We start from the raw sequence: 23,063 nt of genomic DNA on the forward strand, positions 1-23,063 counted from the left end.
GGAGAATGGGGAGCATGGACTGGCAGACGACCTCTGAGGACACGGTGCCATCGGCACCGGTGACGGAGGACGACGTGCGTCTGCTGCGCGCGCGTCCGCCGGCCACCGGCGCCTGGCGCGACGGCGATCCCGCAGGAGGCCGCCGCTTCGCGGCCTTCGGCCCGTTCCGCACCGAGAGCGGCGCGGAACTGCCCGGCATCCGTCTCGCCTACGAGAGCTGGGGCACGCTGAGCCCGGAGCGCGACAACGCGGTCCTCGTCCTGCACGCCCTCACCGGCGACAGTCACGTGCGCGGCGAGGCCGGCGCCGGTCACGCCACCGCCGGGTGGTGGGAGGAGGTCGTCGGCCCCGGCGCCGCCCTCGACACGGATCGCTGGTTCGTGATCGCCCCGAACATGCTCGGCGGATGCCAGGGCTCCACCGGACCTGCGAGCATCGCCCCGAGCGGCTACGAGTGGGCCTCGCGGTTCCCGTATCTGACGATCCGCGATCAGGTGGCGGCCCAGGCCCTGCTCGCCGACGCGCTCGGCATCGACCGCTGGGCGGCCGTCATCGGCGGCTCCATGGGTGGGATGCACGCGCTGGAGTGGGCTGTCACCCACCCCGACCGCGTGGCGCGGCTCGCCGTGCTCTCCTCTCCCCCGGCGACGACCGCCGACCAGATCGCCCTGAACACGGTGCAGCTGGAGACGATCCGCATGGACCCGCGTTTCCAGGGCGGCGAGTACTACGACCTCGCCGCCGGCGACGGGCCCCACAGGGGACTCGCGCTCGCCCGCCGCATGGCCCTGCTCAACTACCGCAGCCCCATCGAGCTCAACCAGCGCTTCCAGCGCTCCTGGCAGTCCGACGTGTCCCCGCTCGGTCACGGCGGCCGCTTCGCCGTGGAGTCGTACCTCGACTTCCACGGCAACAAGTTCACCCGGCGCTTCGACGCGAACAGCTACATCACCCTCGTCGAGGCGATGAACTCGCACGACGTGGGGCGCGATCGGGGCGGCGTCGAGGAGGCGCTGCGCACCGTGACCGCGAAGACCCTCGTGCTCGGCATCGACACCGACCGGCTCTTCCCCGTCGACGGACAGCACCGCATCGCCCGGAGCATCCCGAACACGCTCGACGGCAACGAGGCGGTCGTCCTCACCAGCGATTTCGGCCACGACGGCTTCCTCATCGAGACGGATGCCGTCGGCCACCACCTCGCGCGGCTCCTCGCCGAGGAGGCTCCACGGCAGCGCCGGAGCTGAGCTCACGATCTATGCCCGCGCCACGACAGCCGGATCGACCCGGAACGCGAGCGCGGCGATGAGCAGACCCGACACCGCGAGCGCGGCGCCCGTCAACGCCGGGGCGGTGAAGCCCCATCCGAGCGCGATGACGGCGCCCCCGAGGAACGCCCCGAGGCTGTTGCCGATGTTCAGGGCCGAATGGTTCAGCGCCGCCGCGATCGACTGCTGATCCTGCGCGACGTCCATGAGGCGCGTCTGGATCGTCGGCGCGAGCACCGAGGACACCGCGCCGACGGCGACCACCATGACCGCCAGCGGCACGATCCACGCCGACACCAGCGCGAGGACCGCGAGCGCGAGAGCGAGCGCGGCGAGCGCCCAGCACAGGGTGCGCCGCACGCTGATGTCGGCGAGCCGCCCTCCGACGAGATTGCCGATCGTCATGCCGACGCCCATCAGCACGAGCACGATCGGCACCGCCCACGTCGGGGACCCGGCGACCTCGGTGACGACGGGGGCGATGTAGCTGTAGACGGCGAAGAAGCCGCCGAAGCCGATCGCGCCGATCGCGAGCGTGAGCCACACCTGGCCGAGGCGGAACACCCGCAGCTGCTGACGCATCGTGCGTCCGGGCTCGGCGGCGTGCTCCGGCACGAAGAAGCCGATGCACACGGTGGCCAGGGCAAACACCCCGGCGACCACGGCGAAGGCGGCGCGCCACCCCCACTGCTGGCCGAGGAAGGTGCCAAGCGGCACCCCGACGACGTTCGCGATGGTGAGGCCGGTGAGGATGAACGCCACGCCCTTGGCCCGGTTCCCCTGTCCCATCATGTCGGCGGCGACGAGCGCGCCGATGCCGAAGTAGGCTCCGTGCGGAAGGCCGGAGAGGAACCGTGCGACGCCGACGAGCTCGAAGGCGGGCAGGACGACGGCGAGGGCGTTGAAGACGGTGAGGGCGAGCGCAAGGCCGATCATCACGCGATGCCGCGGAAAGCGCGCGATGAACCCGGCGATGGTGGGCGCGCCGATGACCACGCCGAGGGCGTAGAGGGAGATCAGCCAGCCGGCCTGACCTAGCGCCTCCTCCTGGCTGCGCGCCCACACGGCTGGTAGCAGATCGGCGGCGATGTCGGGCAGCAGCCCCATGATGACGAACTCGGTCATCCCGATGCCGAAGCTGCCGATGGCGAGGGAGAGGAGCGCCCTCTTCGCCGCACCCCTCTTTTCTATCGAGGGATTCACCCGTAAAGCCTAGCGGTCGGCCCGCTCCTCCAGCGCCGCCTCGAGCCGATCGATCTTGGCGTCGATCTCCCCCGAGAACCCGGGACGGATGTCGGCCTTGATGACGAGGGAGATGCGCGAGCCGAACGGGGCGACCGCCTCGGTCGCACGCTTGATGACGTCGAACACCTCGTCCCACTCCCCTTCGATCTCGGTGAACATGGAGCTGGTCCGATTCGGCAGCCCCGAGTCGCGCACGACCCGGACGGCGGCGGCGACGGCGTCGTGGACGGAGCCGTCGGGGTGGCTTCCGATTCCGGAGGGGGCGACGGAGAAGGCGGCGATCATGTTCACTCCTCGTGTGTGCGGGTGAGCGGGCGGACGGAGGGGATCGGCACCCGCAGCAGCGAGCGGATGCCGGTGGCCAGGAGCACGACGAGCACGACGTTGCGCGCGGTGAGGAGCACGACGGGCACGAGCTCGGCCCGCAGCAGCGCGTCATAGGAGAGCGGGTAGACGAGACAGGTCAGTCCCGCCAGCGCGAGCACGAGGAACGCCGGCACAGCGGCGCGGGCCCGGTCGAGCACGATCCACAGGACGACCGGCGCCAGCAGCCACGTCTGGAACTGGGGCGATCCCACCTTGTTGCAGACGATCAGCGCCGTCACCAGCGCGAGCGCCAGCGGGGGAAGCAACCGTACGGCGCTGGCGCCGCGCGCGGCCTTGGTCGCGCCGATCGCGGCCACGAGCACCACCGCGAGCGCCATCGCCGGGGTGAGCAGCGCACTGACGGCATCCACCCCGTCGGCTGCGATCTGGAAGGTGAGGATGTCGAAGCTGTACTCGATGCGCGCGGTGCCGGCGAGCGCGAGCCAGAGGAAGGGTGTGGCGGCCACGGCCTCGATCTGCACCCCTCGGCCGGTCTGGGCCGTGAGGAAGCCGATGATCTCCTCACGAGCGCCGAGCAGCCACAGCACCGCGACGACCCCGGCGGTGACGGATGCCGCGGCGAACAGCATCCGCCACCGCCTCCTGGCAGCGACCAGGGCAGCAAGCAGCAGCGCGCCCGGCCAGATCTTGATCCACGCGCCCACGGCGAGCAGCGCCGCCGCGACGGCCGGGCGCTGGAGCACCCAGAGGCCGGCTGCGACCGCGAGCGGCACCGTGACGGCATCAATGCGGTAGATCGCGATCGGCCCGAGCAGCAGCACGGCGATGCACCAGAACCAGGCGGCGAGGCGACGCGGATGCGCCGAGGTGCGCCCGATGAGCACGGCGAACCCGATCGCATTGCCGCCGACCGTCAGGAGCGCCCACGCGATGAGATAGGCGTGCGAGGCGCCGAGGGCCGGGATGAGCGGCAGGGAGATCGCCTTGGCGACGATCATGGGCACGAGGGCGAGCTGCGGATACACCCAGGACTCGTCGACGCCGACGATGGGCCCTCCGGCGAGCGCCGCCGTGGCCCATGGTTCGTACACGAGGACGACATCGCCCATCGGCTGGCTCGGATACACCCACCCCGCGAGGGCGACGTAGGCGTGCACGAGGAGGAAGGCCGCCCACAGCACCATGAGATGCGCCGAGCCGGAGCGGCTCATCCCAGCACATCCGCGATCGCCAGTGGCAGAGCATCGGCGACGTCGAGGGCGACGATGGGGCGACCCGCCGGGCCCGCCCCGACGCCTGCGGCGATGCGCCCGGCCCGCCCGTGCAGCCAGGCTCCCGCCGCCGCGGCGGCAGCGGGGTCGGCCTGCGGGTCGGCCGCGATGACGGCGCCGATGGCCCCGGCCAGCACATCCCCTGTGCCGGCGGTGGCCAGCCACGACGTGCTCTCCTCGACGGCGATCAGCGCACCGTCCGGATCGGCGATGAGCGTGCGTGATCCCTTGAGGAGCACCGCTCCGCCGACGGTGCGGGCCATCTCGACGACGGCGTCCTCGCGGCGCTCGCGCGCGGGCAGCCCGAGAGCGGACTGCATCCGGGCGAGCTCGCCGGCGTGCGGGGTGATCACGAACGGCGCCGTCGCGGCGGCGGCGAGGTCGAGCGCTCCCGCGTCGATGACGACGGCCGTGCGGCCGGCCACGATGCGCGCCAGCTCCTGCGCGTCCGTGCTGCTGCGCGCAGCGGCATCCGTCCCCGATCCGATCACCCACGCGTCCACGCGCGCGCCCGCTCCTGCGCCTGCTATTGCGCCCACGACGGTCTCCGGGCGCCGGGCGAGCACGGCGTCCGCCGCCCGTCCGTCCCCGAAGAAGCGCACGAAACCTGCCCCGGCCCGCCAGGCCGCCTCGACGCCGAGGACGGCGGCGCCAGGGTAGGCGCCGGATCCGGTGCGCAGCGCGACGACGCCCCGGGAGTACTTGTCGTCCTCGGCGGAGGGCACACGCACGAAGCGCGCGGTGTCCGCCTGCGACCACGTCCGTGCCTCGATCATGACACCACGTTAGCCGCGCGGCCCCCGCCCCCTGCGGCAGACACTACGGTCGAGGTGTGAGCATCCTCTTCTCCGAAGCCACCTTCCGTTCCCTCACCGTCCGCAATCGCCTGTGGGTGTCGCCGATGTGCATGTACAGCGCCGTCGACGGCGTCGTGCAGGAGTGGCACCACACCCATCTCGCCCAGTTCGCCTCCGGCGGGGCCGGTCTCGTCGTCGCCGAGGCGACGGCCGTGGTGCCGGAGGGGCGCATCTCACCGCGCGACACGGGGCTCTGGAACGACGAGCAGCGCGACGCCTGGGCGCCCATCGTGCAGGCGATCCACGAGCGCGGCGCGCACGCCGGCATCCAGCTCGCCCACGCCGGCCGCAAGGCGTCGACGTGGTGGCCGTGGGCGGAGCGGCATGGATCGATCCCTGCGGAGGACGGCGGCTGGACGACCAGCGCCCCCTCGGCGATCGCCTTCGAGGGCTTCGCGGCGCCGGTCGCGCTCGACGCCTCCGGCATCGACGCCGTCGTGGCGGCCTTCGCCGCGGCCGCGCGGCGCGCGATCGACGCCGGCTTCGACGTCGTCGAGATCCACGCCGCGCACGGCTACCTGCTGCATCAGTTCCTCTCCCCGCTGTCGAACGAACGCACCGACGAATACGGCGGATCTCTCGAAGGACGAGCGCGACTGCTGCTGCGCGTGCTCGACGCCGTGCGCGCCGAGGTCGGCGACGCCGTGCCGGTCTTCGTGCGCATCTCCGCGACCGATCACGCCGAAGGCGGGTTCGACGCCGCCGAAGCGTCGATCGTGAGCGCCTGGGCGAGCGAGCACGGCGCCGACCTCATCGACGTGTCCAGCGGCGGTCTCGTCGCCCACCAGAGCATCGATGTCTTCCCCGGGTACCAGGTGGGCCTCGCCGCCGACGTGCGCCGCGGCGGACGCATCCCGACCAGCGCCGTCGGGCTGATCACGGCCGCCGAGCAGGCCGAGCAGGTGCTCGTGGACGGCGCCGCCGACGCGATCTTCGTCGGTCGGGAGTGGCTGCGCGACCCGCATTTCGGCCTGCGGGCCGCGCACGTGCTCGGCGCGCAGGTGCGATGGCCCGAGCAGTACCTGCGCGCCCGCTGGCACTGAAGGCGGCGGCTCAGACCCCGCGCACGCGTCGCGTCGCGTCGCGCACCTCGCCGACGAGCTCCTCGAGGATGTCCTCGAGGAACAGCACGGCGACCGTCTCGCCCGCGCCGTCGCGCACCTTCGCGAGATGCCGCCCAGCGCGTCGCATCATGGTGAGCGCATCCTCGAGATCAGTCTCCTCCTGCACGGGCACCATGTGGTGGATGCGCTTGGGCGGCAGCGGTCTGGCCAGCTTCGCCTCGGCATCCGGCCCCTCCGAGGCGCGCAGGATGTCCTTGAGGTGCACGTACCCCACCGCAGCGCCCTCGTCGTCGACGATCACGTAGCGCGAGAAGCCGTAGCGGGCCACGGCCTTCTCGATGTCGTCGGGCGTCGTCGTCTGCGGCAGCGTCACGAGATCGCTCAGCGGCACCGCGATGTCACGGGCCTTCTTGTCGGTGAACTCCACCGCAGCGGCCACCGCTCCCACGGCGTCATCGAGGATGCCCTCCCGACGCGACTGCTCCACGATCGTGGCGACCTCCTCGAGCGTGAAGGTCGACGCGGCCTCGTTCTTCGGCTCGACGCGGAACAGGCGCAGCACGCTGTTCGCCGTGGCGTTGAGCACCCAGATCACCGGCATGAACACCTTCGACACCCACACCAGGGGCGCCGCCAGCATGAGCACCGCGCGGTCCGGTATCGAGAAGGCGAGGTTCTTCGGCACCATCTCGCCAAACACCACGTGCAGGAACGACACCAGCAGCAGCGTGATCGCGAACGACACCGCGTCCACGACGGCATCCGCCCATCCGACGGCGTGCAGGGGCGCCGCGAGCAGGTGATGGATCGCCGGCTCCGAGACGTTGAGGATCAGCAGCGAGCAGATCGTGATGCCCAACTGCGAGGTCGCGAGCATCAGGGTCGCGTGCTCCATCGCATACAGCGCGGTCTTCGCTGCGCGGGAGCCCTGTTCGGCACGCGGCTCGATCTGCGACCGGCGCGCGGAGATGACGGCGAACTCGGCGCCGACGAAGAAGGCGTTGCCGAGCAGCAGCACGACGAGCCAGACGATTCCTGCCCAGTCGCTCATCGGTCCGCCTCCTCATCGGTGTGCGGCCCCGAGATGTAGCGGAGCCGGTCGATGCGCCGGCCATCCATCCGCACGACCTGCAGCGTGCCGGTGTCGGTGGGGACCTCGTCGCCCACCTTCGGAACGCGCTCGAGGACGCTCATCACGTAGCCGGCGACGGTGTCGTAGACATCGCCCTCCGGCACATCGACGCCCGCGCGGCTGCGCAGTTCGTCTGGACGCAGCTCCCCGGGGAAGGTGACGCCGTCGCGGCCGACGATCACGCCGGCACGGGTCCGGTCGTGCTCGTCCGAGACCTCGCCGACGATCTCCTCGACGAGATCCTCCAGAGTGACCAGCCCCGCGGTGCCGCCGTACTCGTCGACGACGACCGCCAGCTGGTAACCGCGGGCGCGCAGCTCGGAAATGAGACCGTCGATGTGCACGGTCTCCGGCACCCGCAGCGGCTCGGTCGCGAGCGCGCCCACGGGCACGTCGGCGCGGCGATCGCGCGGCACCGAGATGGCCGCCTTCAGGTGCACGACGCCGGTGATGTCGTCGAGGTCGTCGTCGTACACCGGGAAGCGGCTGTGCCCCGTGCGGCGGGCGAGCTGGATCACGTCGTCGGCGCTGTCGCCGGCGGCGATCGCATGCATGCTCGGCCGAGGGGTCATCACGTCGGCTGCGGTCAGCCGGGCGAAGGTCAGGGTGCGATCGAGCAATGTCGCGGTGTCCTTCTCGAGCACCCCGGCGATGGCCGAGCGGCGCACGAGAGAGGAGAGCTCCTCCGCGGTGCGCGCCCCGGAGAGCTCCTCCTTGGGCTCGATGCCCATGGTGCGCAGCACGCCGTTCGCGCTGCCGTTGAGCACGACGACCGCGGGCTTGAAGACCGCGGTGAAGGCGACCTGGAAGGGGATGACCAGCTTCGCCGTCGCCAGAGGCAGCGCCAGGGCGAAGTTCTTCGGCACGAGCTCGCCGAGGATCATCGACAGCGCGGTGGCGACGACCATCGCCACGAAGGTCGCCAGCGGCGACACGAGCGCCTCGGGGAAGCCCCACGCGACCAGCGTCGGCCGCAGCAGGTTCGACAGGGCCGGCTCGATCGTGTACCCGGTCAGCAGCGTCGTCAGCGTGATGCCGAGCTGCGCCGAGGACAGATGCGTGGAGGTGCGCCTGAGTGCGCTGATCGTCAGGGAGAGCCGCGACTCGCCGCGGGCCTGACGGGCCTCGAGATCAGCGCGGTCGAGATTCACCAGCGCGAACTCGCTGGCGACGAAGAGGCCGGTTCCGACCGTGAGCAGGAGCCCCACGCCCAACAGGATGTAATCCATCACAGGTTCCTCTCACAGGAGAGAGGCGGGCGGTGGGGCGACGGACTGCAACTGGGAGGGTCATCCATGGTGGACACGATTGTACAGAACTCCGCTGTGCCCCCGGCCCGGCATCCGTCGCGCTGCCGTTTCCTGCTCGCGCTGTCGTTCCCTGCGTCGCGCTGTCGTTTCCTGCGTCGCGCTGCCGTTTTCCGCGTCGCGCTGTCGTTCTCTCCGTCGCGCTGTCGTTCCCTGCGTCGCGCTGTCGTTTCCTGCTCGCGCTGCGCGATTCTCTGCAGCGGTTGCGGCGTTCAGCAGCGCGAACCCGATCACCGGGCTCCAGGACGCGGTCTCGGGTACCTCGAGGGAAGGCCGTCGGCGATGAGGATGTCGTACAGCAGCGCAGGATTCTCATGCGCCGGCGTCCGCCACCGCGAGAGGGCAGCGAGCATCCGCCGCAGCGCGTCCGCGCGGTCCTTCTCCTCCAGGAGCGCCTGTTCGGGGCTACGCCCGGCGAGGATGTCCGGATCGAAGTACTTTCCGAGGCCGTCGAACTCAGCGCCGTGATCAAAATCCTCGAAGTAGTAGTCCGGTCGCGCCTTGCGTCCGTTAGGCAGCACGAATTCCTTCTGCAGGATCGGACGCGGGAAGCCGAGCCGATCGATCAGCACCCGGCCTTCGGACTCGCGCACCGAGTCGGACAGGTGAGTCGAGAAGGAGACGACCGCCGGGACGCGTTTGTACCCTCGCCGCCAGTTCTTATCCATCAGTTCGAGCAGGTGCGCCTTGTCCGTCAATGCCCCGCCGTCTCGTCGGGCCCACAGCGCCTGGTCGGCCGCGACGACCCCGTCGCGGAACACCGATACGGCAGCCAGATCGAGGGCGGTCTGCGCCGGGGTGGTCACCAGATGACCGCGCCACTGCATGAGCTCGACGAAGTCGAACCCCAGCGCGTATCGGCGGACGGCCCCTGACGAGCGTCCCCCTGTGGTGCGCGCGACACGCACGTCGACCGTGTCCGGCCAGGATCCGATGCGGTCCATGCCGTGCACGGCTGCGGCCGCATGGAGCATCAGGACGAGGGGGCCACGCGCCCGGTCGGCCACTTCCAGGACGCGGACGAGATGCCGATCGATCGGTCGCAGCGCGTTCCATTCCCTCGTGCGCACATAGCTTCCGGCGACGACGCGCTTCGCGCCGCCTCTTCGGACCGCTGCCGAGAGCGCGCGCTCATCGGCGTGCGGCCGCTCGCGGCGACGATGGACGGCGATCGGATGCTCGGTGCGCGGGTTCATGCCTGAACGATGGCATCCGCACCCCCGCGTCCGCTCGCTCTCCACAGGGGTGATCGCCGGATTCGCCGGAAACCGCATCGGTGCAGAACGAGTGGGAACGGCATCCGCTCGTCCCCTCCCCGTCGGCTTCCCGTCGGCTCCCCGTCGGCTCCCCGTCGGCTCCCGGTCGGCTCCCGGTCGGCTCCCGGTCGGCTCCCGGTCGGCTCCCGGTCGGCGGATCCGCACCGCCTCTCGCGCTGTCGATCTCCTCGTCGCGCTGCTCTTCTGCGCAGACGCGGCTGGAACTTCAACAGCGTCTGCAGCAATAGACAGCGCGACGATGAGAACAGCAGCGCGACACGGAAAAGAGCAGCGCGACACGGAGAACAGCAGCGCGACGCCCGGAAGAGCAGCGCGACACAGGAAGAAGAGCAGCGCGACACCCAGAAGAGCAGCGCGACGAGCGCGGAGCGCTACCAGCTGACCGGCAGCGCCTTGCCCTCCTCGTAGCCGGCGGCGGACTGCAGGCCGACGAGAGCGCGCTCGTGGAACTCCGGCACCGAGGCCGCACCGGCGTAGGTGAACGACGAGCGCACTCCGGAGGTGATCATGTCGAGCAGATCCTCGATGCCTGGACGCAGCGGGTCGAGGTAGATCTTCGAGGAGGAGATGCCCTCGGCGAAGAGCTCCTTGCGCGCGCGCTCGTACGCGTCGAGACGGCCGAACCGGGCCTGGACGGCCTTCGTCGACGCCATGCCCCACGACTCCTTGTACAGCCGGCCGTCGGCGTCGCGCTGGAGCTCCCCCGGAGCCTCGATCGTGCCTGCGAACCAGGAGCCGACCATGACGGATGCCGCGCCAGCGGCCAGCGCGAGGGCGACATCACGCGGATAGCGCACTCCCCCGTCCGCCCACACGTGGGCGCCGAGCGCACGCGCGGCCTCTGCGGTATCGAGCACGGCGGAGAACTGCGGACGCCCCACTGCGGTCATCATGCGGGTCGTGCACATCGCCCCGGGCCCCACGCCGACCTTGAGGATCGTCGCCCCGGCGTCGACGAGGTCGCGCACGCCGTCGGCGGTGACGATGTTGCCCGCGACGATCGGCAGGCCAAGGCCCAGAGCCGACACCTCGGCGAGCGCGCGCAGCATCCCCTCCTGGTGCCCGTGCGCTGTGTCGACGACGAGCACGTCCACTCCCGCCGCCGCGAGCGCCCTGGCCTTGGCCGCGACGTCGCCGTTGATGCCGACCGCCGCGGCGACGGCCAGTCGTCCGTCCGCATCGAGCGCGGGCCGGTACAGGGTCGAGCGCAGCGCGCTGCGCGCGCTCAAGGTGCCCACGAGGCGACCGTGCCGCGTGATGGTGACCATCTCGACGCCCGCCTCGGAGATCACGTCGAAGGCGTGCCGCTCCGAGCCGATGTCCTCGGCATCCAGTGACGGCGTGCCCGCATGCACGAGATCGCCGAGCTGCGCGTCGGGCAGCGCGGTGGCGAGGCGGGTCGCCGGAAGGATGCCGACGACATCGGCCACCGCGTGAGGCGCCTCTCCCGCGGCGACGACGATGCCGTGGCCCTCGCTCGCCGGCAGCAGCCGCAGCGCGTCGGCGACCGACGCCGACGGCGGCAGCACGATCGGGGTGTCCCAGAGCACCGGCTGCCCCTTGACGTCGCGGATCGCGGCGTCGAGATCCTGCAGCGGCATGTCCTGCGGGAGCACACCGAGACCGCCCCGGCGGGCCATCACCGCGGCCAGCCGCGGGCCGGTCACCGAGTTCATGTTCGACGCCACGATCGGCAGTGTCGCCGACGTGCCGTCGTGCGGCGCCAGATCGACCTGCAGACGGCTGGTCACCCCCGACCTCCGCGGCACCAGGAACACGTCCGAGTAGGTCAAGTCGACAGTGGGCATCTCCCCGGCGAACTCCATGATCCAAAGGTACCGAGATATGCGGACGCATGGAGCCATCCGCGCGACGAAGATCGGAGCGAAACACGATAGGCTTGGGGGTTGAGAGTGTGCGGGCCCGAGCGCATCCCGCTTCCGTGCGAGCACACAGGGACTTCAGCGATGAAAGAGGGCGATCGAGCGTGTCGAACCAGGTGACTGGCGTCGGGGGCGACGGGGGGTTCGGAGCCAATTCCTGGCTCGTCGAAGAGCTCTTCGAGCAGTACAAGGTCAACCACGACTCCGTCGACAAGGAGTGGTGGCCCGTCCTCGAGAAGTACGCCGCCGACACCGCGGCATCCGCCTCCCACCCGCCGGTCGAGACCGCGCACCCGGTCACCGCGCCGATCCCCGTGATCGGGCAGCAGCCCGTCGCCCGCACCACCGCCAAGCCGGCCGCCGCCGCCCCCATCCCCGCCCAGGCCCCCACGCCGGAGGCGAAGGCCGAGGACGCGGTCGACGAGGACAAGGTCACCCCGCTGCGGGGCCTGCCGAAGACCCTCGCCGCGAACATGGACGAGTCGCTCACCGTCCCCACAGCGACGAGCGTGCGCACGGTGCCCGCCAAGCTGATGATCGACAACCGCATCGTCATCAACAACCACATGGCCCGCACCCGCGGCGGCAAGATCAGCTTCACCCACCTCATCGGCTGGGCGCTGATCCGCACCCTCGACGAGTTCCGCAGCCAGAACGTGTTCTACGCCGAGATCGACGGCAAGCCCTCCGTCGTCGCGCCGGCGCACGTCAACCTCGGCATCGCGATCGACCTGCCCAAGCCCGACGGCACCCGCGCCCTCATGGTCCCCAGCATCAAGCGCGCCGACACGATGACCTTCAACGAGTACCTCGTCGCCTACGAGGACCTCGTCACCCGCGCCCGCAACAACAAGCTCACCGCGGCCGACTTCCAGGGCACCACCGTCTCGCTGACCAACCCCGGCGGCATCGGCACCGTGCACTCGGTGCCTCGCCTCATGAAGGGCCAGGGCTGCATCATCGGCGCCGGCGCCCTCGAGTACCCGGCCGAGTTCCAGGGCGCGAGCGAGCGGACGCTGAACGAGCTGGCGATCGGCAAGACGATCACCCTCACCAGCACCTACGACCACCGTGTCATCCAGGGCGCCGGATCCGGCGAGTTCCTGAAGAAGGTCCATGAGCTGCTCATCGGCCAGCGGGGCTTCTACGAGGACATCTTCGCGGCCCTGCGCATCCCCTACGCGCCGATCCACTGGAACCCCGACGTCGCGATCGACCTCGCCGAGCGCGTCGACAAGCAGGCCAGGGTGCAGGAGCTCATCAACTCCTTCCGCGTGCGCGGTCACCTCATGGCCGATACCGACCCGCTCGAGTACGTGCAGCGCTCGCACCCCGACCTCGAGATCGAGAACCACGGCCTCACCTTCTGGGATCTCGACCGCGAGTTCGTCACCGGCGGATTCGGCGGCAGGCGCACCGCGAAGCTGCGTGAGATCCTCGGGGTGCTGCGCGACTCGTACTGCCGCACTGTCGGCATCGAGTACATGCACATCCAGGACCCGGAGCAGCGCCTCTGGTTCCAGGAGAAGGTCGAGGTCAAGTACCAGAAGCCCGGACACGACGAGCAGCTGCGGGTCCTGCGCAAGCTCAACGAGGCCGAGGCGTTCGAGACCTTCCTGCAGACGAAGTTCGTCGGCCAGAAGCGCTTCTCGCTCGAGGGCGGAGAGTCGCTCGTACCGCTCCTCGACGAGATCCTCCAGGGTGCGGCGAACGCCGGACTCGAGGGCGCCGCGATCGGCATGGCCCACCGCGGCCGCCTGAACGTGCTGACGAACATCGCCGGCAAGACCTACGGCCAGGTGTTCCAGGAGTTCGAGGGCCACCAGACGCCGGGCAACCAGCGCGGCTCGGGAGATGTGAAGTACCACCTCGGCACCGAGGGCACCTTCGTCGCCGAGGACGGCGCTGAGCTGCCCGTCTACCTCGCCGCCAACCCCTCGCACCTCGAGACCGTCGACGGCGTGCTCGAGGGCATCGTGCGCGCGAAGCAGGATCGCAAGCCCATCGGCACCTTCACGTGGCTGCCGATCCTCGTGCACGGCGACGCCGCCTTCGCAGGCCAGGGCGTCGTCGTGGAGACGCTGCAGATGTCGCAGCTGCGCGGCTACCGCACCGGCGGCACGATCCACGTCGTCGTCAACAACCAGGTCGGGTTCACCACCACCCCGAACGACGGTCGCACCTCGGTGTACGCCACCGACGTCGCCAAGACCATCCAGGCGCCGGTGTTCCACGTCAACGGCGACGATCCCGAAGCGGTCATCCACGTCGGACAGCTCGCCTTCGAGTACCGTGAGCGCTTCCACCGCGACGTCGTCATCGACCTCGTCTGCTACCGCCGTCGCGGCCACAACGAGGGCGACGACCCCTCGATGACCCAGCCGCTGATGACCGACCTCATCCAGGCGAAGCGCTCGGTGCGCAAGCTCTACACCGAATCCCTCGTCGGACGCGGCGACATCACCGAGGAGGAGTACGACCAGGCGAAGGCCGACTTCCAGAACCGGCTGGAGCTCGCTTTCGCCGAGACCCACGCGGCCGAGACCGGCGCGACGCCGATCGCCGCCGAGGCCCAGCCGGCCGACGAGCAGCACGGCGCCCCCGAGGTCACCGGCGTGCCGAAGGAGGTCATCCAGCTCATCGGCGACGCCTTCGTCAACAAGCCAGAGGGCTTCACGGTGCATCCGAAGATCCAGCAGCTGCTCGACAAGCGCCTCGACATGAGCCGCAACGGGGGCATCGACTGGGGCTTCGGCGAGTTGCTCGCGTTCGGCTCGCTGCTCGTCGAGGGCACGCCGGTGCGCCTGGCAGGTCAGGACGCGCGCCGCGGCACCTTCGTGCAGCGTCACGCCACCCTCCACGACCGCGCGAACGGTCAGGAATGGCTGCCTCTGTCGAACCTCTCCGAGACGCAGGGACGCTTCTTCGTCTACGACTCCCTGCTCAGCGAGTACGCCGCCCTCGCCTTCGAGTACGGCTACTCGGTCGAATCCCCCGAGGCCCTGGTGCTGTGGGAGGCGCAGTTCGGCGACTTCGTCAACGGCGCCCAGTCGGTCATCGACGAGTACATCTCGGCGGCCGAGCAGAAGTGGGGTCAGCAGTCGAGCGTGACCCTGCTGCTCCCCCACGGCTACGAGGGTCAGGGGCCCGATCACTCGTCGGCCCGCATCGAGCGCTTCCTGCAGCTGTGCGCGCAGGAGAACATGATCGTCGCGCGCCCTTCGACGCCCGCATCGCACTTCCATCTGCTCCGCCGCCAGGCCTACGCCCGCCCCCGCAAGCCCCTGATCGTCTTCACCCCGAAGGCCATGCTGCGCCTGCGCGGGGCGACGAGCCCCGTCGAGGCGTTCACCTCCGGCCGCTTCGAGCCGGTGATCGACGACGACCGGGCCCTCGACCGCGCCGCCGTCAAGCGCGTGCTCGTGCACTCGGGCAAGGTGCACTGGGATCTGCGCGCCGAGCTCGACAAGAGCCCGAACCCCGAGGTCGCCCTCGTGCGTCTCGAGCAGCTCTACCCGACGCCGATCGACGAGCTCAAGGCCACCACCGATACCTACCCGAACGCCGAGCTCGTCTGGGTGCAGGAGGAGCCGGAGAATCAGGGCGCCTGGCCGTTCCTCGCCCTCGCCTTCGCCGATGTGCCCGGCGAGCGCCGGTTCCGCCCGGTCGCGCGTCCTGCGTCGGCGTCGCCGGCGACGGGCTCCTCGAAGGTGCACGCCGTGCAGCAGGCCACGCTGCTGCGCGAGGCGCTCACCCTCGACTGAGCAACGAGGCGCGAAGGGCGCCCCGGCCACTCGGCCGGGGCGCCCTTCGCGTGCGCTCAGTACCAGATGCCCAGCAGCGGGGCGCGCTGCGCGCGGAAGGCGTCATCGACGGATGCCGACACCGCCTCATCCGCCTGGATGCGGCCAGCGGCGGCGAGGTGCGTCGCTGACACGCCGCCGACGAGGATGGCGGAGAGCTCCACGACGCTCAGGGAGAGGTCGGCGGCGGCATCCGTCGTTGCGACCTCGGCGCGTCCGTCCGCGCCGACGACGAGCCGCCACGTCCCCTCGGCGAACCCGAGCGGGTCCGTGACCCGGAGCACGACGTCCAGCGGCGCGCGGTAGGTGCGCGCGGTGAGGACGGCCGGCACATCGAGAACGCGCAGCCAGCCGTGGTCGTGCACGGTGAACTCGACCGCGCGCTGATCGGCGACGAGGTGCACGATGGGGTCGTCGAGAGGGCGCAGATCCGCCTCGACGCGGGTGACGAGGTCGTGAGTGACGGCGAAGCCCCAGAGCGCGCGCAGCGCCTCATCCGTCTGCGTCGTCAGCTGGGCGATCGTGAGAGTGAAGCGGAAGCCGTCCGCCTGCTCCGCAAGCCGGTAGGCGAGGATGCCGCGCACGACGCCAGCGGCGTCGAGGTAGCGCACACCGCGCACGGCGGCGCCCTTTCCGCCCTCGTCGGCAAGGCCGGCCGTCCGCCGCCAGCGGTACGGCCATCCGGAGATCTGTCCAGCGCGCGCCCTGCGCGCGCCCTCATGCAGCTCGCTGAGGTCGACGGCGAGCTGCTCGCGGTCGACGTACTCGAGACGGCCGGGGGCGGCGGCCGCCTGCCACCCGGCACGACGCGTGTCGATCGCGACGCGCGCAACCGGCACGGCGGGCGCGAAGCCGTAGCGCCCGTAGATCGTCGCCTCGGATGCCGTGAGCCCGGCAACCGGCACGCCGGCGTCGGCGGCGGCGCGCAGCTCGCCCTCGAGCAGGTTGCGTGCGATGCCGCGGCGACGGTGCGTTGCGGCGACGGTGACCGAGCTGATCGCCCACATCGGCAGCTCTCCGCCGGAGACCGTCAACGGCGTCACCCACGAGTTCACGGTCGCGATCGGGAGGGCGCCCTCGGCGGCGCCGGTCTCGAAGACGCCGATGTTGCGGCGCGCGGCCAGGCTGGGCCGCACGCCGTCGAGGTGCTCGCGGCTGGGCTCCGGGTCGAGGAAGCCGCGCGCGTCCGCACGGGAGAACGCGTCGATCGCAGCGACGTCGGCCGCATCGAGGACGCGGTAGTCGAAGCCGGATGCGCGCAGGCGCTCGGCGGATCGGGGGTCGGCGGGAACGGCGGTCGCGTCAATATTGCTCACCCGCGCCAGCCTATCCACTGGCAGCGGTCAGTGGGCGCTCGCCTGCACTTCGCGCAGCCGCGCGAACACCTGATCGCGCAGCTCCTCTGGCGCGGTCTCCCTGCATGCGCGGGCGACGACCTCGGTGAGGGTCTTCGCCACGAGCGCCTCGTCACGGCAGGACGGGCAGTTCTCCAGGTGCTCGCGGATCTCGGTGTGCTCGGTCTTGCACACCTCGTTGCGGAGGTACTCCTCCAGATCCTGACGGGCCTTGTCGCAGCCGCAGTCGGTCATCTCCTGCTCCTCGGGTCAGCCGCGGCGATGCCCCGCTCGACGGCGTAGTCGGCCAGCAGCTCCCGCAGCATCCGCCTGCCACGATGCAGACGGCTCATCACGGTGCCGATGGGTGTCTTCATGATGTCGGCGATCTCCTGGTAGGCGAATCCCTCGACATCGGCGAGGTACACCGCCAGGCGGAAGTCCTCCGGGACGGCCTGGAGCGCGTCCTTCACGACCGACGCCGGCATCCGGTCGATCGCCTCGGCCTCCGCCGAGCGGCTGTGCGATGCCGTCGTCGACTCCGCCCCGCCCAGCTGCCAGTCCTCCAGCTCGTCGATCGTCCCCTGGAACGGCTCGCGCTGCTTCTTGCGGTAGATGTTGATGTACGTGTTGGTGAGGATGCGGTAGAGCCACGCCTTGAGGTTCGTGCCCTGGGTGTACGACGCCCACGAGCCGTAGGCCTTCACGAACGTCTCCTGCACGAGATCGGCGGCGTCCGCCGGGTTGCGCGTCATGCGCATGGCTGCGGCATAGAGCTGATCCATGAACGGGATCGCCTGCTCCTCGAACTCCCGGCGGGGGTCGCCTGGCGCGTGTGCGAATGCGGTGTCATCCATCATCGGCCAGTCTAGGCCGCTGAGATCCATCCCCCCGCGCTCGGCGGTTGCGAGCATGCACCCACTCCTTCGGTCCTCGTGCGCGTCTGCTTTGATGAGAGCGTCGGACGCGTTCACTAAAGTGGGAACCGATGAGCGCCAACAGGTATTCCCCTCCCCTCGTCCAGGGCGCGTACGCCGCACCCGCCGTCGAGGGCGCCGTGCACGCCACCGTCACGATCCCCGGCTCGAAGTCGCTGACCAACCGGGAGCTCGTCATCGCCGCGATCGCCGACGGCCCCGGCCGGCTCATCGCCCCGCTGCACTCCGACGACTCCCGGCGGATGATCGAGGCGCTGCGCGCGCTGGGCACGGTCATCGAGGAGGACGACACCGGTGGCGCGTTCGGGCCCGACCTCATCGTGACGCCCGCCTCGCTCGTCGGCGGCACGACGATCGACTGCGGTCAGGCCGGTACCGTGATGCGCTTCATCGCCCCGCTCGCCGGCCTCGCCGCGGCGGACGTGCACCTCACCGCGCACGAGAGCGCGCTTCATCGCCCGATGGGCGCCCTCATCAGCGCGCTGCGCGACCTCGGCGTCGACGTCGACGACGAGGGCACCTGGGCGCTCCCCTTCGCCATCCGCGGTCACGGCCACATCCGCGGCGGCCGCATCGAGATCGACGCCTCGGCCTCGAGCCAGTTCGTCTCTGGGCTGCTGCTGGCGGCGCCCCGGTTCGACGTCGGGCTCCACCTCGTGCACACCGGCGAGCACCTGCCGAGCCTGCCCCACATCGATATGACCATCGAGTCGCTGAGCCGCCGCGGCATCCGCATCGAGCGACCCGCCGTCGGCGAGTGGCTCGTCGAGGCCGGAGTGCCCCGCGCCAAGGAGATCGTGATCGAGCCCGATCTCTCCAACGCCGCCCCGTTCCTGGGCGCGGCGCTGGTCACCGGGGGGTCGGTGTCGGTCACCGGGTGGCCGGTGCACTCCACCCAGCCAGGGCATCTGCTGCCGGAGATCCTGCAGGCGATGGGCGCTCACGTCGCTCGGCACAGCGGCACCCTCACCGTCAGGGCGGGCAACGGCATCCGCGGACTCGACATCGACCTGTCGGCGGCGAGCGAGCTCACCCCGACGATCGCGGGGCTCGCGGCCTTCGCCGATCGCCCGACCACGATCCGCGGGATCGGTCACATCCGCCTGCACGAGACCGACCGCATCGCCGCGCTCGTCGCGAACATCCGCGCCCTCGGGGGCGAGGCCGAAGACCTCGGCGACGGTCTGCGCATCCTCCCCCGTGAGCTGCACGGCGGAGCCTGGGTGGCGTTCCACGATCACCGCATGGCGACCACCGGCGCACTCATCGGCCTCCGAGTGCCCGGCGTTGAGATCGACGACATCGGCACCACCGCCAAGACCCTCCCCGAGTTCACCCTGCTGTGGGAGCGGATGCTGCGAGGCGACTCCGCGTGAGCTGGCTCGCAGGGGACGACCTCGACGACGAGTTCGACGACTACGACGAGTCGAGCATCCGCGCGCGCCCGAACCCGAAGGCGAACCGGCCCAGGACGAAGCGCCGTCCCGCCCACGACGACGCCCGAATCGGCCGCGTCCTCGGCGTCGACCGCGGGCGCTACTCCGTGCTCATCGACGAGGACGCCCCCGAGGAGCGGACGATCACGGCGACACGCGCACGCGAGCTGCGGCGCACGCCCATCGTGACCGGCGACCGGGCGCGCATCGTCGGCGACACCACGGGAGACGAGGGCACGCTGGGGCGGATCGTCGGCATCCTCGAGCGCACCTCGCTGCTGCGCCGCAGCGCCGACGACACCGACCAGGTCGAGCGCGTCATCGTCGCCAACGCCGACCAGATGCTCGTCGTCGTCGCCGCGGCCGACCCCGAGCCCCGCGAGCGCCTCGTGGACCGTTACCTCGTCGCCGCCCTCGACGCCGGCATCCGCCCCCTCCTCGTCGTGACCAAGACCGACCTCGCCGACCCCGCCGACTTCCTCACCCACTTCGACGGCCTCGACGACCTGCGCATCTTCACGAGCGGCCGGGAGGGCATGCCGGTGGACGAGATCGGCGCCGCCCTCGTCGGGCACTCCACCGTGTTCGTCGGTCACTCCGGGGTCGGCAAGTCGACCCTCGTGAACGCCCTCGTGCCGTCGGCCGGGCGCGCGACCGGTCACGTCAATCAGGTCACCGGCCGCGGCCGGCACACCTCGTCGTCGACCGTCTCGCTGCGCTATCGCACCCACGACGGCAGCGGCTGGGTGATCGACACCCCCGGGGTGCGCTCGTTCGGACTCGGGCACGTGGACCCTGCGAACATCCTCGCCGCGTTCACCGAGCTCGCCGCGATCGCCGAGCACTGCCCGCGCGGCTGCACGCACCTCGCCGACGCCCCGGACTGCGCCCTCATCGAGGCGGCCGCCGACGGCGAGCTGGGCGAGACGGGGCGCGCCCGCCTCGACTCGCTGCAGCGACTGCTGCAGACCTTCGCCGACAAGGCCGAACAGGCTCCCGGCCGTTAGGGTGGAGAGGTGACTGCGCGCCTCGAACCCGGAACCGCCGCCCCTGATTTCACCCTCCTCGACCAGGACGGCACGCCAGTGAGCCTGTCGGACCTGCACGGCGAGAAGACGGTGCTCTACTTCTACCCGGCGGCGATGACCCCCGGCTGCACGACCCAGGCGTGCGACTTCCGCGACAGCATCGCCTCGCTCCAGGGCGCCGGCTACCGCGTCATCGGGGTCTCCCGCGACGAGCCGGCCAAGCTGGCGGAGTTCCGCGAGCGCGACGGCCTGACCTTCACCCTACTCAGCGACCCCGACCACGCCGTGCACAGCGCCTATGGCACGTGGGGCGAGAAGATGAACTACGGCAAGGTCATCGAGGGCGTCATCCGCTCGACCTTCGTGCTCGACGAGCAGGGCACGATCACCCACGCCCTGTACAACGTCAAGGCGACGGGGCATGTGCCCCGCCTGCGCAAGCTGCTCAGCATCGACGCCTGAGCGCCGGGTCACTCCTCGACGCGGGGCTGCCCCTCGGCGCGGGCGCTCGAGACGAGCAGCGCGAAGCCGACGATCCCCGGGATGCCGACGCCGAAGACGAACGGCCAGAGGACCGGCTGCACCGTCAGCGCGGCGAAGGCGAGCGCGACGGCGATCACCTGGAGCATCACGCCCCCTGAGCGCGCCCAGGAGCGCCCTGAGCGCGTGCCGACGGCGAACGCGATCATCGCCGCCGCGCCGATGAGGGTCAGCACGATGAGGGCGATCGCCGTCGGCACGACGATCGCCTGCCCCGCCCCCAGCCCGAACAGCTCGATCAGCGCGAACACGAGCAGTGCGACGCCTTCCAGAGCGAGGACGGCCGCCGCGGCGAGAGCGATTCGTGGTGCGCGCACGTCAACTCCTGAGAATCGTATAAGAAGGAGGAAAACCCTTGATCTCGAAGGTTTCATGTAACAGAATAGACAGAGTCATGTGCTCCCACAGCGGCGTGGGGTGAGCATCCTGCTCGCATCACGATCTTCGGGCAACCGCCCGCAACCACCAGGGTAGCTGAACCCGACCTGCCGCCCGCACGCACGGCGCCGCATCGCGGCGCCGATCGAAAATCCACACGAGGAGCCCCCATGGACTGGCGCGACAAAGCCGCCTGCCTGACTGTCGACCCCGAACTCTTCTTCCCCGTCGGGAACACGGGACCCGCCGTCGACCAGATCGAGAAGGCGAAGACGGTCTGCGCCACCTGCACGGTGACCGAGATCTGCCTGCAGTACGCCCTCGAGACCAGCCAGGACTCGGGCGTCTGGGGCGGCCTCTCCGAGGACGAGCGCCGCGCGCTCAAGCGCCGCGCCGCCCGCGCACGCCGCGCCTCCTGACACGACACCGAAGCGGCCCTGGATCCTCGGATCCCGGGCCGCTTCTGGTTGCCGGTGCGGGTCGGCGCCGCTACTTCGTCAGCCAGCGCAGGGGAATGTCGATGACGACCTCTGTCCCCTCGCCCTCGTTCCCGCGCCACTCGATCGTGCCGCCGAGCTCACCCTGGATCAGGGTGCGGATGATCTGCGTGCCCAGCCCCTGCCCGACCCGCCCCTCCGGCAGCCCGTGACCCGTGTCGCGCACGCTCACCCGCAGGTTCTCCTCGGTGCGGCTGGCATCGATGGTGACCAGCCCCTCCTGTCCAGCGAGCCCGTGCTCGACGGCGTTCGTGACGACCTCGGTGAGGGCGAGCGCGAGCGGCGTCGCGTACTCGCTGGGCAGCACCCCGAAGCGGCCCGTGTACTGCGTGCGGGCGCGGGTGCTCGGCGCGGATGCGACCTCGGCCACGAGCTTGAGCACTCGGTGGAAGACCTCGTCGAAGTCTACCTTCTGCGTGAGCCCCTGCGCGAGCGTGTCGTGCACCACGGCGATGGCGTCCACACGCCGCATCGCCTGGGTCAGCGCATCGCGCGCCTCGTCGGAGTGCGTGCGCCGCGCCTGGATGCGAAGGAGCGAAGCGACGGTCTGCAGATTGTTCTTGACCCGGTGATGGATCTCGCGGATCGTCGCGTCCTTGGTGATGAGCTCCTGCTCCTGGTGGCGCAGCTCCGACACGTCGCGGCAGAGCACGATCGCCCCGATCCGGGTCCCCCGCTCCTTCAGCGGGATCGCCCGCAACGACACCGTCACGCCGCGCGCCTCGATGTCGGTGCGCCACGGAGCGCGGCCGGTGACGACCACCGGCAGCGACTCGTCGACCTGACGCGACGGCGGCACCAGACGCGTCGTCACCTCGGCGAGCGATTCGCCCTCGAGCTCGTCATCGAAACCCATCCGGTTGAACGCGGAGAGCGCGTTGGGACTCGCGAACGTCGTGATGCCGTCGACGTCGATGCGGATCAGTCCGTCCGAGGCGCGCGGAGCGCCCCGGCGCGGCGACGTGGGCGCTGCGGGGTCGGGGAAGCTGCCGTCGGCGATCATGCGGAAGAGGTCGTTCGCGCATTCGTCGAAGGTGATCTGCTGCCGCGACGGCGTGCGGGTCTCGCCGAGGTTGGTGTGCCGGGTGACGACGCCGATCACGAAGGTGGCCGGCTCGGAGCCCCTGCGCTCGGTGACGATGGGGACGGCGCGCACGCGGGTCGGGGTCTCCTCGAACCAGTCCGGCGAGGAGGAGTCGACGATCGCGCCCGACTCGAAGGCGCCCTGCACCTGCGTGCGCCACTGCGGGCGCACGCGCTCGCCGACGATGTCGCGGTAGAAGAGCGTCGCCGCGCCGCTCGGTCGGGCGTGGGCGACGGCGACGAAGGAGGAATCCTCGGTCCGGATCCAAATGACGATGTCTGCGGAGGAGAGGTCGGCCAGCAGCTGGCCGTCGCTCGCGAGCCGGTGCAGCCATTCGACGTCGCCGTCGGTCAGGCACCCCTGGGCATGGGCGATATCGCTGAGTGTTGACACC

The 23,063-nt window shown here is 70.7% G+C and carries 20 protein-coding genes; 7 read left to right on the top strand and 13 right to left on the bottom strand.

The window, feature by feature from the left end; all coding sequences use genetic code 11:
* The first annotated feature begins 14 nt into the window (after positions 1-14).
* Positions 15-1,247: a homoserine O-acetyltransferase MetX gene (gene metX / locus QM568_RS13395; protein WP_415139666.1), complete on the top strand. Its 1,233-nt coding sequence runs from the start codon at positions 15-17 to the stop codon at positions 1,245-1,247.
* Positions 1,248-1,256: 9 nt separating this feature from the next.
* Here metX and QM568_RS13400 read toward each other — a convergent pair whose 3' ends face one another.
* Genes QM568_RS13400 through QM568_RS13415 form a run of 4 tightly spaced genes read right to left on the bottom strand, consistent with a single transcriptional unit; the run spans position 1,257 to position 4,887 of the window.
* Positions 1,257-2,471 (bottom strand): MFS transporter, encoded by a 1,215-nt coding sequence (locus QM568_RS13400; RefSeq protein WP_415139668.1) that lies wholly within the window; start codon positions 2,469-2,471, stop codon positions 1,257-1,259.
* A 9-nt stretch (positions 2,472-2,480) separates the two neighbouring features.
* Positions 2,481-2,798 (bottom strand): thiamine-binding protein, encoded by a 318-nt coding sequence (locus QM568_RS13405; protein ID WP_415139670.1) that lies wholly within the window; start codon positions 2,796-2,798, stop codon positions 2,481-2,483.
* Positions 2,799-2,800: 2 nt separating this feature from the next.
* Entirely contained in the window at positions 2,801-4,051 is a 1,251-nt protein-coding gene (locus tag QM568_RS13410) for a hypothetical protein (RefSeq protein WP_415139672.1), read from the bottom strand.
* Positions 4,048-4,887 carry an ADP-dependent NAD(P)H-hydrate dehydratase gene (locus QM568_RS13415; protein WP_415139674.1) on the bottom strand — a complete coding sequence of 280 codons (840 nt, stop codon included), beginning with the start codon at positions 4,885-4,887 and terminating at the stop codon, positions 4,048-4,050. The genes QM568_RS13410 and QM568_RS13415 overlap by 4 nt, the downstream gene beginning before the upstream one ends.
* Positions 4,888-4,943: 56 nt before the next feature.
* Between QM568_RS13415 and QM568_RS13420 the strand changes: the two genes are divergently transcribed.
* Positions 4,944-6,011, top strand: coding sequence for an NADH:flavin oxidoreductase/NADH oxidase (locus QM568_RS13420; protein WP_415139676.1), 1,068 nt, complete (start codon positions 4,944-4,946; stop codon positions 6,009-6,011).
* A 10-nt stretch (positions 6,012-6,021) separates the two neighbouring features.
* Here the strand turns inward: QM568_RS13420 and QM568_RS13425 are convergent, their stop codons facing one another.
* From QM568_RS13425 to QM568_RS13440, 4 genes are all read right to left on the bottom strand, one after another.
* On the bottom strand, positions 6,022-7,083 hold the full coding sequence (locus QM568_RS13425; protein WP_415139678.1) for a hemolysin family protein: 1,062 nt from the start codon (positions 7,081-7,083) through the stop codon (positions 6,022-6,024).
* The gene (locus QM568_RS13430) at positions 7,080-8,393 is read right to left on the bottom strand and encodes a hemolysin family protein (RefSeq protein ID WP_415139679.1); all 1,314 of its coding nucleotides are present in this window, start codon (positions 8,391-8,393) and stop codon (positions 7,080-7,082) included. Before QM568_RS13430 ends, QM568_RS13425 begins: the two co-directional genes overlap by 4 nt.
* 308 nt (positions 8,394-8,701) lie before the next feature.
* The gene (locus QM568_RS13435) at positions 8,702-9,667 is read right to left on the bottom strand and encodes a hypothetical protein (RefSeq protein WP_415139680.1); all 966 of its coding nucleotides are present in this window, start codon (positions 9,665-9,667) and stop codon (positions 8,702-8,704) included.
* 452 nt (positions 9,668-10,119) lie between these two features.
* Positions 10,120-11,574: a GuaB1 family IMP dehydrogenase-related protein gene (locus QM568_RS13440; protein WP_415139681.1), complete on the bottom strand. Its 1,455-nt coding sequence runs from the start codon at positions 11,572-11,574 to the stop codon at positions 10,120-10,122.
* A gap of 161 nt (positions 11,575-11,735) precedes the next feature.
* On the opposite strand from QM568_RS13440, the gene QM568_RS13445 reads away from it, so the two are divergent.
* The gene (locus QM568_RS13445) at positions 11,736-15,395 is read left to right on the top strand and encodes a multifunctional oxoglutarate decarboxylase/oxoglutarate dehydrogenase thiamine pyrophosphate-binding subunit/dihydrolipoyllysine-residue succinyltransferase subunit (protein ID WP_415139682.1); all 3,660 of its coding nucleotides are present in this window, start codon (positions 11,736-11,738) and stop codon (positions 15,393-15,395) included.
* Between the two features lie 56 nt (positions 15,396-15,451).
* Here the strand turns inward: QM568_RS13445 and QM568_RS13450 are convergent, their stop codons facing one another.
* Genes QM568_RS13450 through QM568_RS13460 form a run of 3 tightly spaced genes read right to left on the bottom strand, consistent with a single transcriptional unit; the run spans position 15,452 to position 17,655 of the window.
* The gene (locus QM568_RS13450; protein WP_415139683.1) at positions 15,452-16,750 is read right to left on the bottom strand and encodes a GNAT family N-acetyltransferase; all 1,299 of its coding nucleotides are present in this window, start codon (positions 16,748-16,750) and stop codon (positions 15,452-15,454) included.
* 27 nt (positions 16,751-16,777) lie between these two features.
* Entirely contained in the window at positions 16,778-17,023 is a 246-nt protein-coding gene (locus QM568_RS13455; protein ID WP_415139684.1) for a zf-HC2 domain-containing protein, read from the bottom strand.
* On the bottom strand, positions 17,020-17,655 hold the full coding sequence (locus tag QM568_RS13460; protein WP_415139766.1) for a sigma-70 family RNA polymerase sigma factor: 636 nt from the start codon (positions 17,653-17,655) through the stop codon (positions 17,020-17,022). The genes QM568_RS13455 and QM568_RS13460 overlap by 4 nt, the downstream gene beginning before the upstream one ends.
* A 101-nt stretch (positions 17,656-17,756) precedes the next feature.
* On the opposite strand from QM568_RS13460, the gene aroA reads away from it, so the two are divergent.
* Genes aroA through bcp form a run of 3 tightly spaced genes read left to right on the top strand, consistent with a single transcriptional unit; the run spans position 17,757 to position 20,632 of the window.
* Complete coding sequence (gene aroA, locus QM568_RS13465; protein ID WP_415139685.1) at positions 17,757-19,082, top strand: 3-phosphoshikimate 1-carboxyvinyltransferase; 1,326 nt, start codon at positions 17,757-17,759, stop codon at positions 19,080-19,082.
* Positions 19,079-20,149, top strand: a complete 1,071-nt coding sequence (gene rsgA, locus QM568_RS13470) for a ribosome small subunit-dependent GTPase A (RefSeq protein WP_415139686.1) — start codon at positions 19,079-19,081, stop codon at positions 20,147-20,149. Before aroA ends, rsgA begins: the two co-directional genes overlap by 4 nt.
* A 9-nt stretch (positions 20,150-20,158) precedes the next feature.
* Positions 20,159-20,632, top strand: coding sequence for a thioredoxin-dependent thiol peroxidase (gene bcp, locus QM568_RS13475; RefSeq protein WP_415139687.1), 474 nt, complete (start codon positions 20,159-20,161; stop codon positions 20,630-20,632).
* Positions 20,633-20,640: 8 nt separating this feature from the next.
* Here bcp and QM568_RS13480 read toward each other — a convergent pair whose 3' ends face one another.
* Positions 20,641-21,027, bottom strand: coding sequence for a hypothetical protein (locus QM568_RS13480; protein WP_415139688.1), 387 nt, complete (start codon positions 21,025-21,027; stop codon positions 20,641-20,643).
* A gap of 231 nt (positions 21,028-21,258) precedes the next feature.
* Between QM568_RS13480 and QM568_RS13485 the strand changes: the two genes are divergently transcribed.
* A complete protein-coding gene (locus QM568_RS13485; RefSeq protein WP_017203224.1) occupies positions 21,259-21,507 on the top strand; it encodes a WhiB family transcriptional regulator in 249 nt (82 codons plus the stop codon).
* A gap of 70 nt (positions 21,508-21,577) precedes the next feature.
* Here QM568_RS13485 and QM568_RS13490 read toward each other — a convergent pair whose 3' ends face one another.
* Positions 21,578-23,062: a sensor histidine kinase gene (locus QM568_RS13490; protein WP_415139689.1), complete on the bottom strand. Its 1,485-nt coding sequence runs from the start codon at positions 23,060-23,062 to the stop codon at positions 21,578-21,580.
* Position 23,063 lies beyond the last annotated feature (1 nt).

This window comes from Microbacterium sp. (genome assembly GCF_047607465.1).
Classification (GTDB): domain Bacteria; phylum Actinomycetota; class Actinomycetes; order Actinomycetales; family Microbacteriaceae; genus Microbacterium.

Excerpts from the sequence above, each read along its gene's own strand:
- metX (WP_415139666.1), top strand. The coding sequence starts at position 15 with ATGGACTGGCAGACGACCTCTGAGGACACGGTGCCATCGGCACCGGTG.
- QM568_RS13405 (WP_415139670.1), bottom strand. The coding sequence starts at position 2,798 with ATGATCGCCGCCTTCTCCGTCGCCCCCTCCGGAATCGGAAGCCACCCC.
- QM568_RS13410 (WP_415139672.1), bottom strand. The coding sequence starts at position 4,051 with ATGAGCCGCTCCGGCTCGGCGCATCTCATGGTGCTGTGGGCGGCCTTC.
- QM568_RS13415 (WP_415139674.1), bottom strand. The coding sequence starts at position 4,887 with ATGATCGAGGCACGGACGTGGTCGCAGGCGGACACCGCGCGCTTCGTG.
- QM568_RS13425 (WP_415139678.1), bottom strand. The coding sequence starts at position 7,083 with ATGAGCGACTGGGCAGGAATCGTCTGGCTCGTCGTGCTGCTGCTCGGC.
- QM568_RS13430 (WP_415139679.1), bottom strand. The coding sequence starts at position 8,393 with ATGGATTACATCCTGTTGGGCGTGGGGCTCCTGCTCACGGTCGGAACC.
- QM568_RS13435 (WP_415139680.1), bottom strand. The coding sequence starts at position 9,667 with ATGAACCCGCGCACCGAGCATCCGATCGCCGTCCATCGTCGCCGCGAG.
- QM568_RS13440 (WP_415139681.1), bottom strand. The coding sequence starts at position 11,574 with ATGGAGTTCGCCGGGGAGATGCCCACTGTCGACTTGACCTACTCGGAC.
- QM568_RS13455 (WP_415139684.1), bottom strand. The coding sequence starts at position 17,023 with ATGACCGACTGCGGCTGCGACAAGGCCCGTCAGGATCTGGAGGAGTAC.
- QM568_RS13460 (WP_415139766.1), bottom strand. The coding sequence starts at position 17,655 with ATGGATCTCAGCGGCCTAGACTGGCCGATGATGGATGACACCGCATTC.
- aroA (WP_415139685.1), top strand. The coding sequence starts at position 17,757 with ATGAGCGCCAACAGGTATTCCCCTCCCCTCGTCCAGGGCGCGTACGCC.
- QM568_RS13485 (WP_017203224.1), top strand. The coding sequence starts at position 21,259 with ATGGACTGGCGCGACAAAGCCGCCTGCCTGACTGTCGACCCCGAACTC.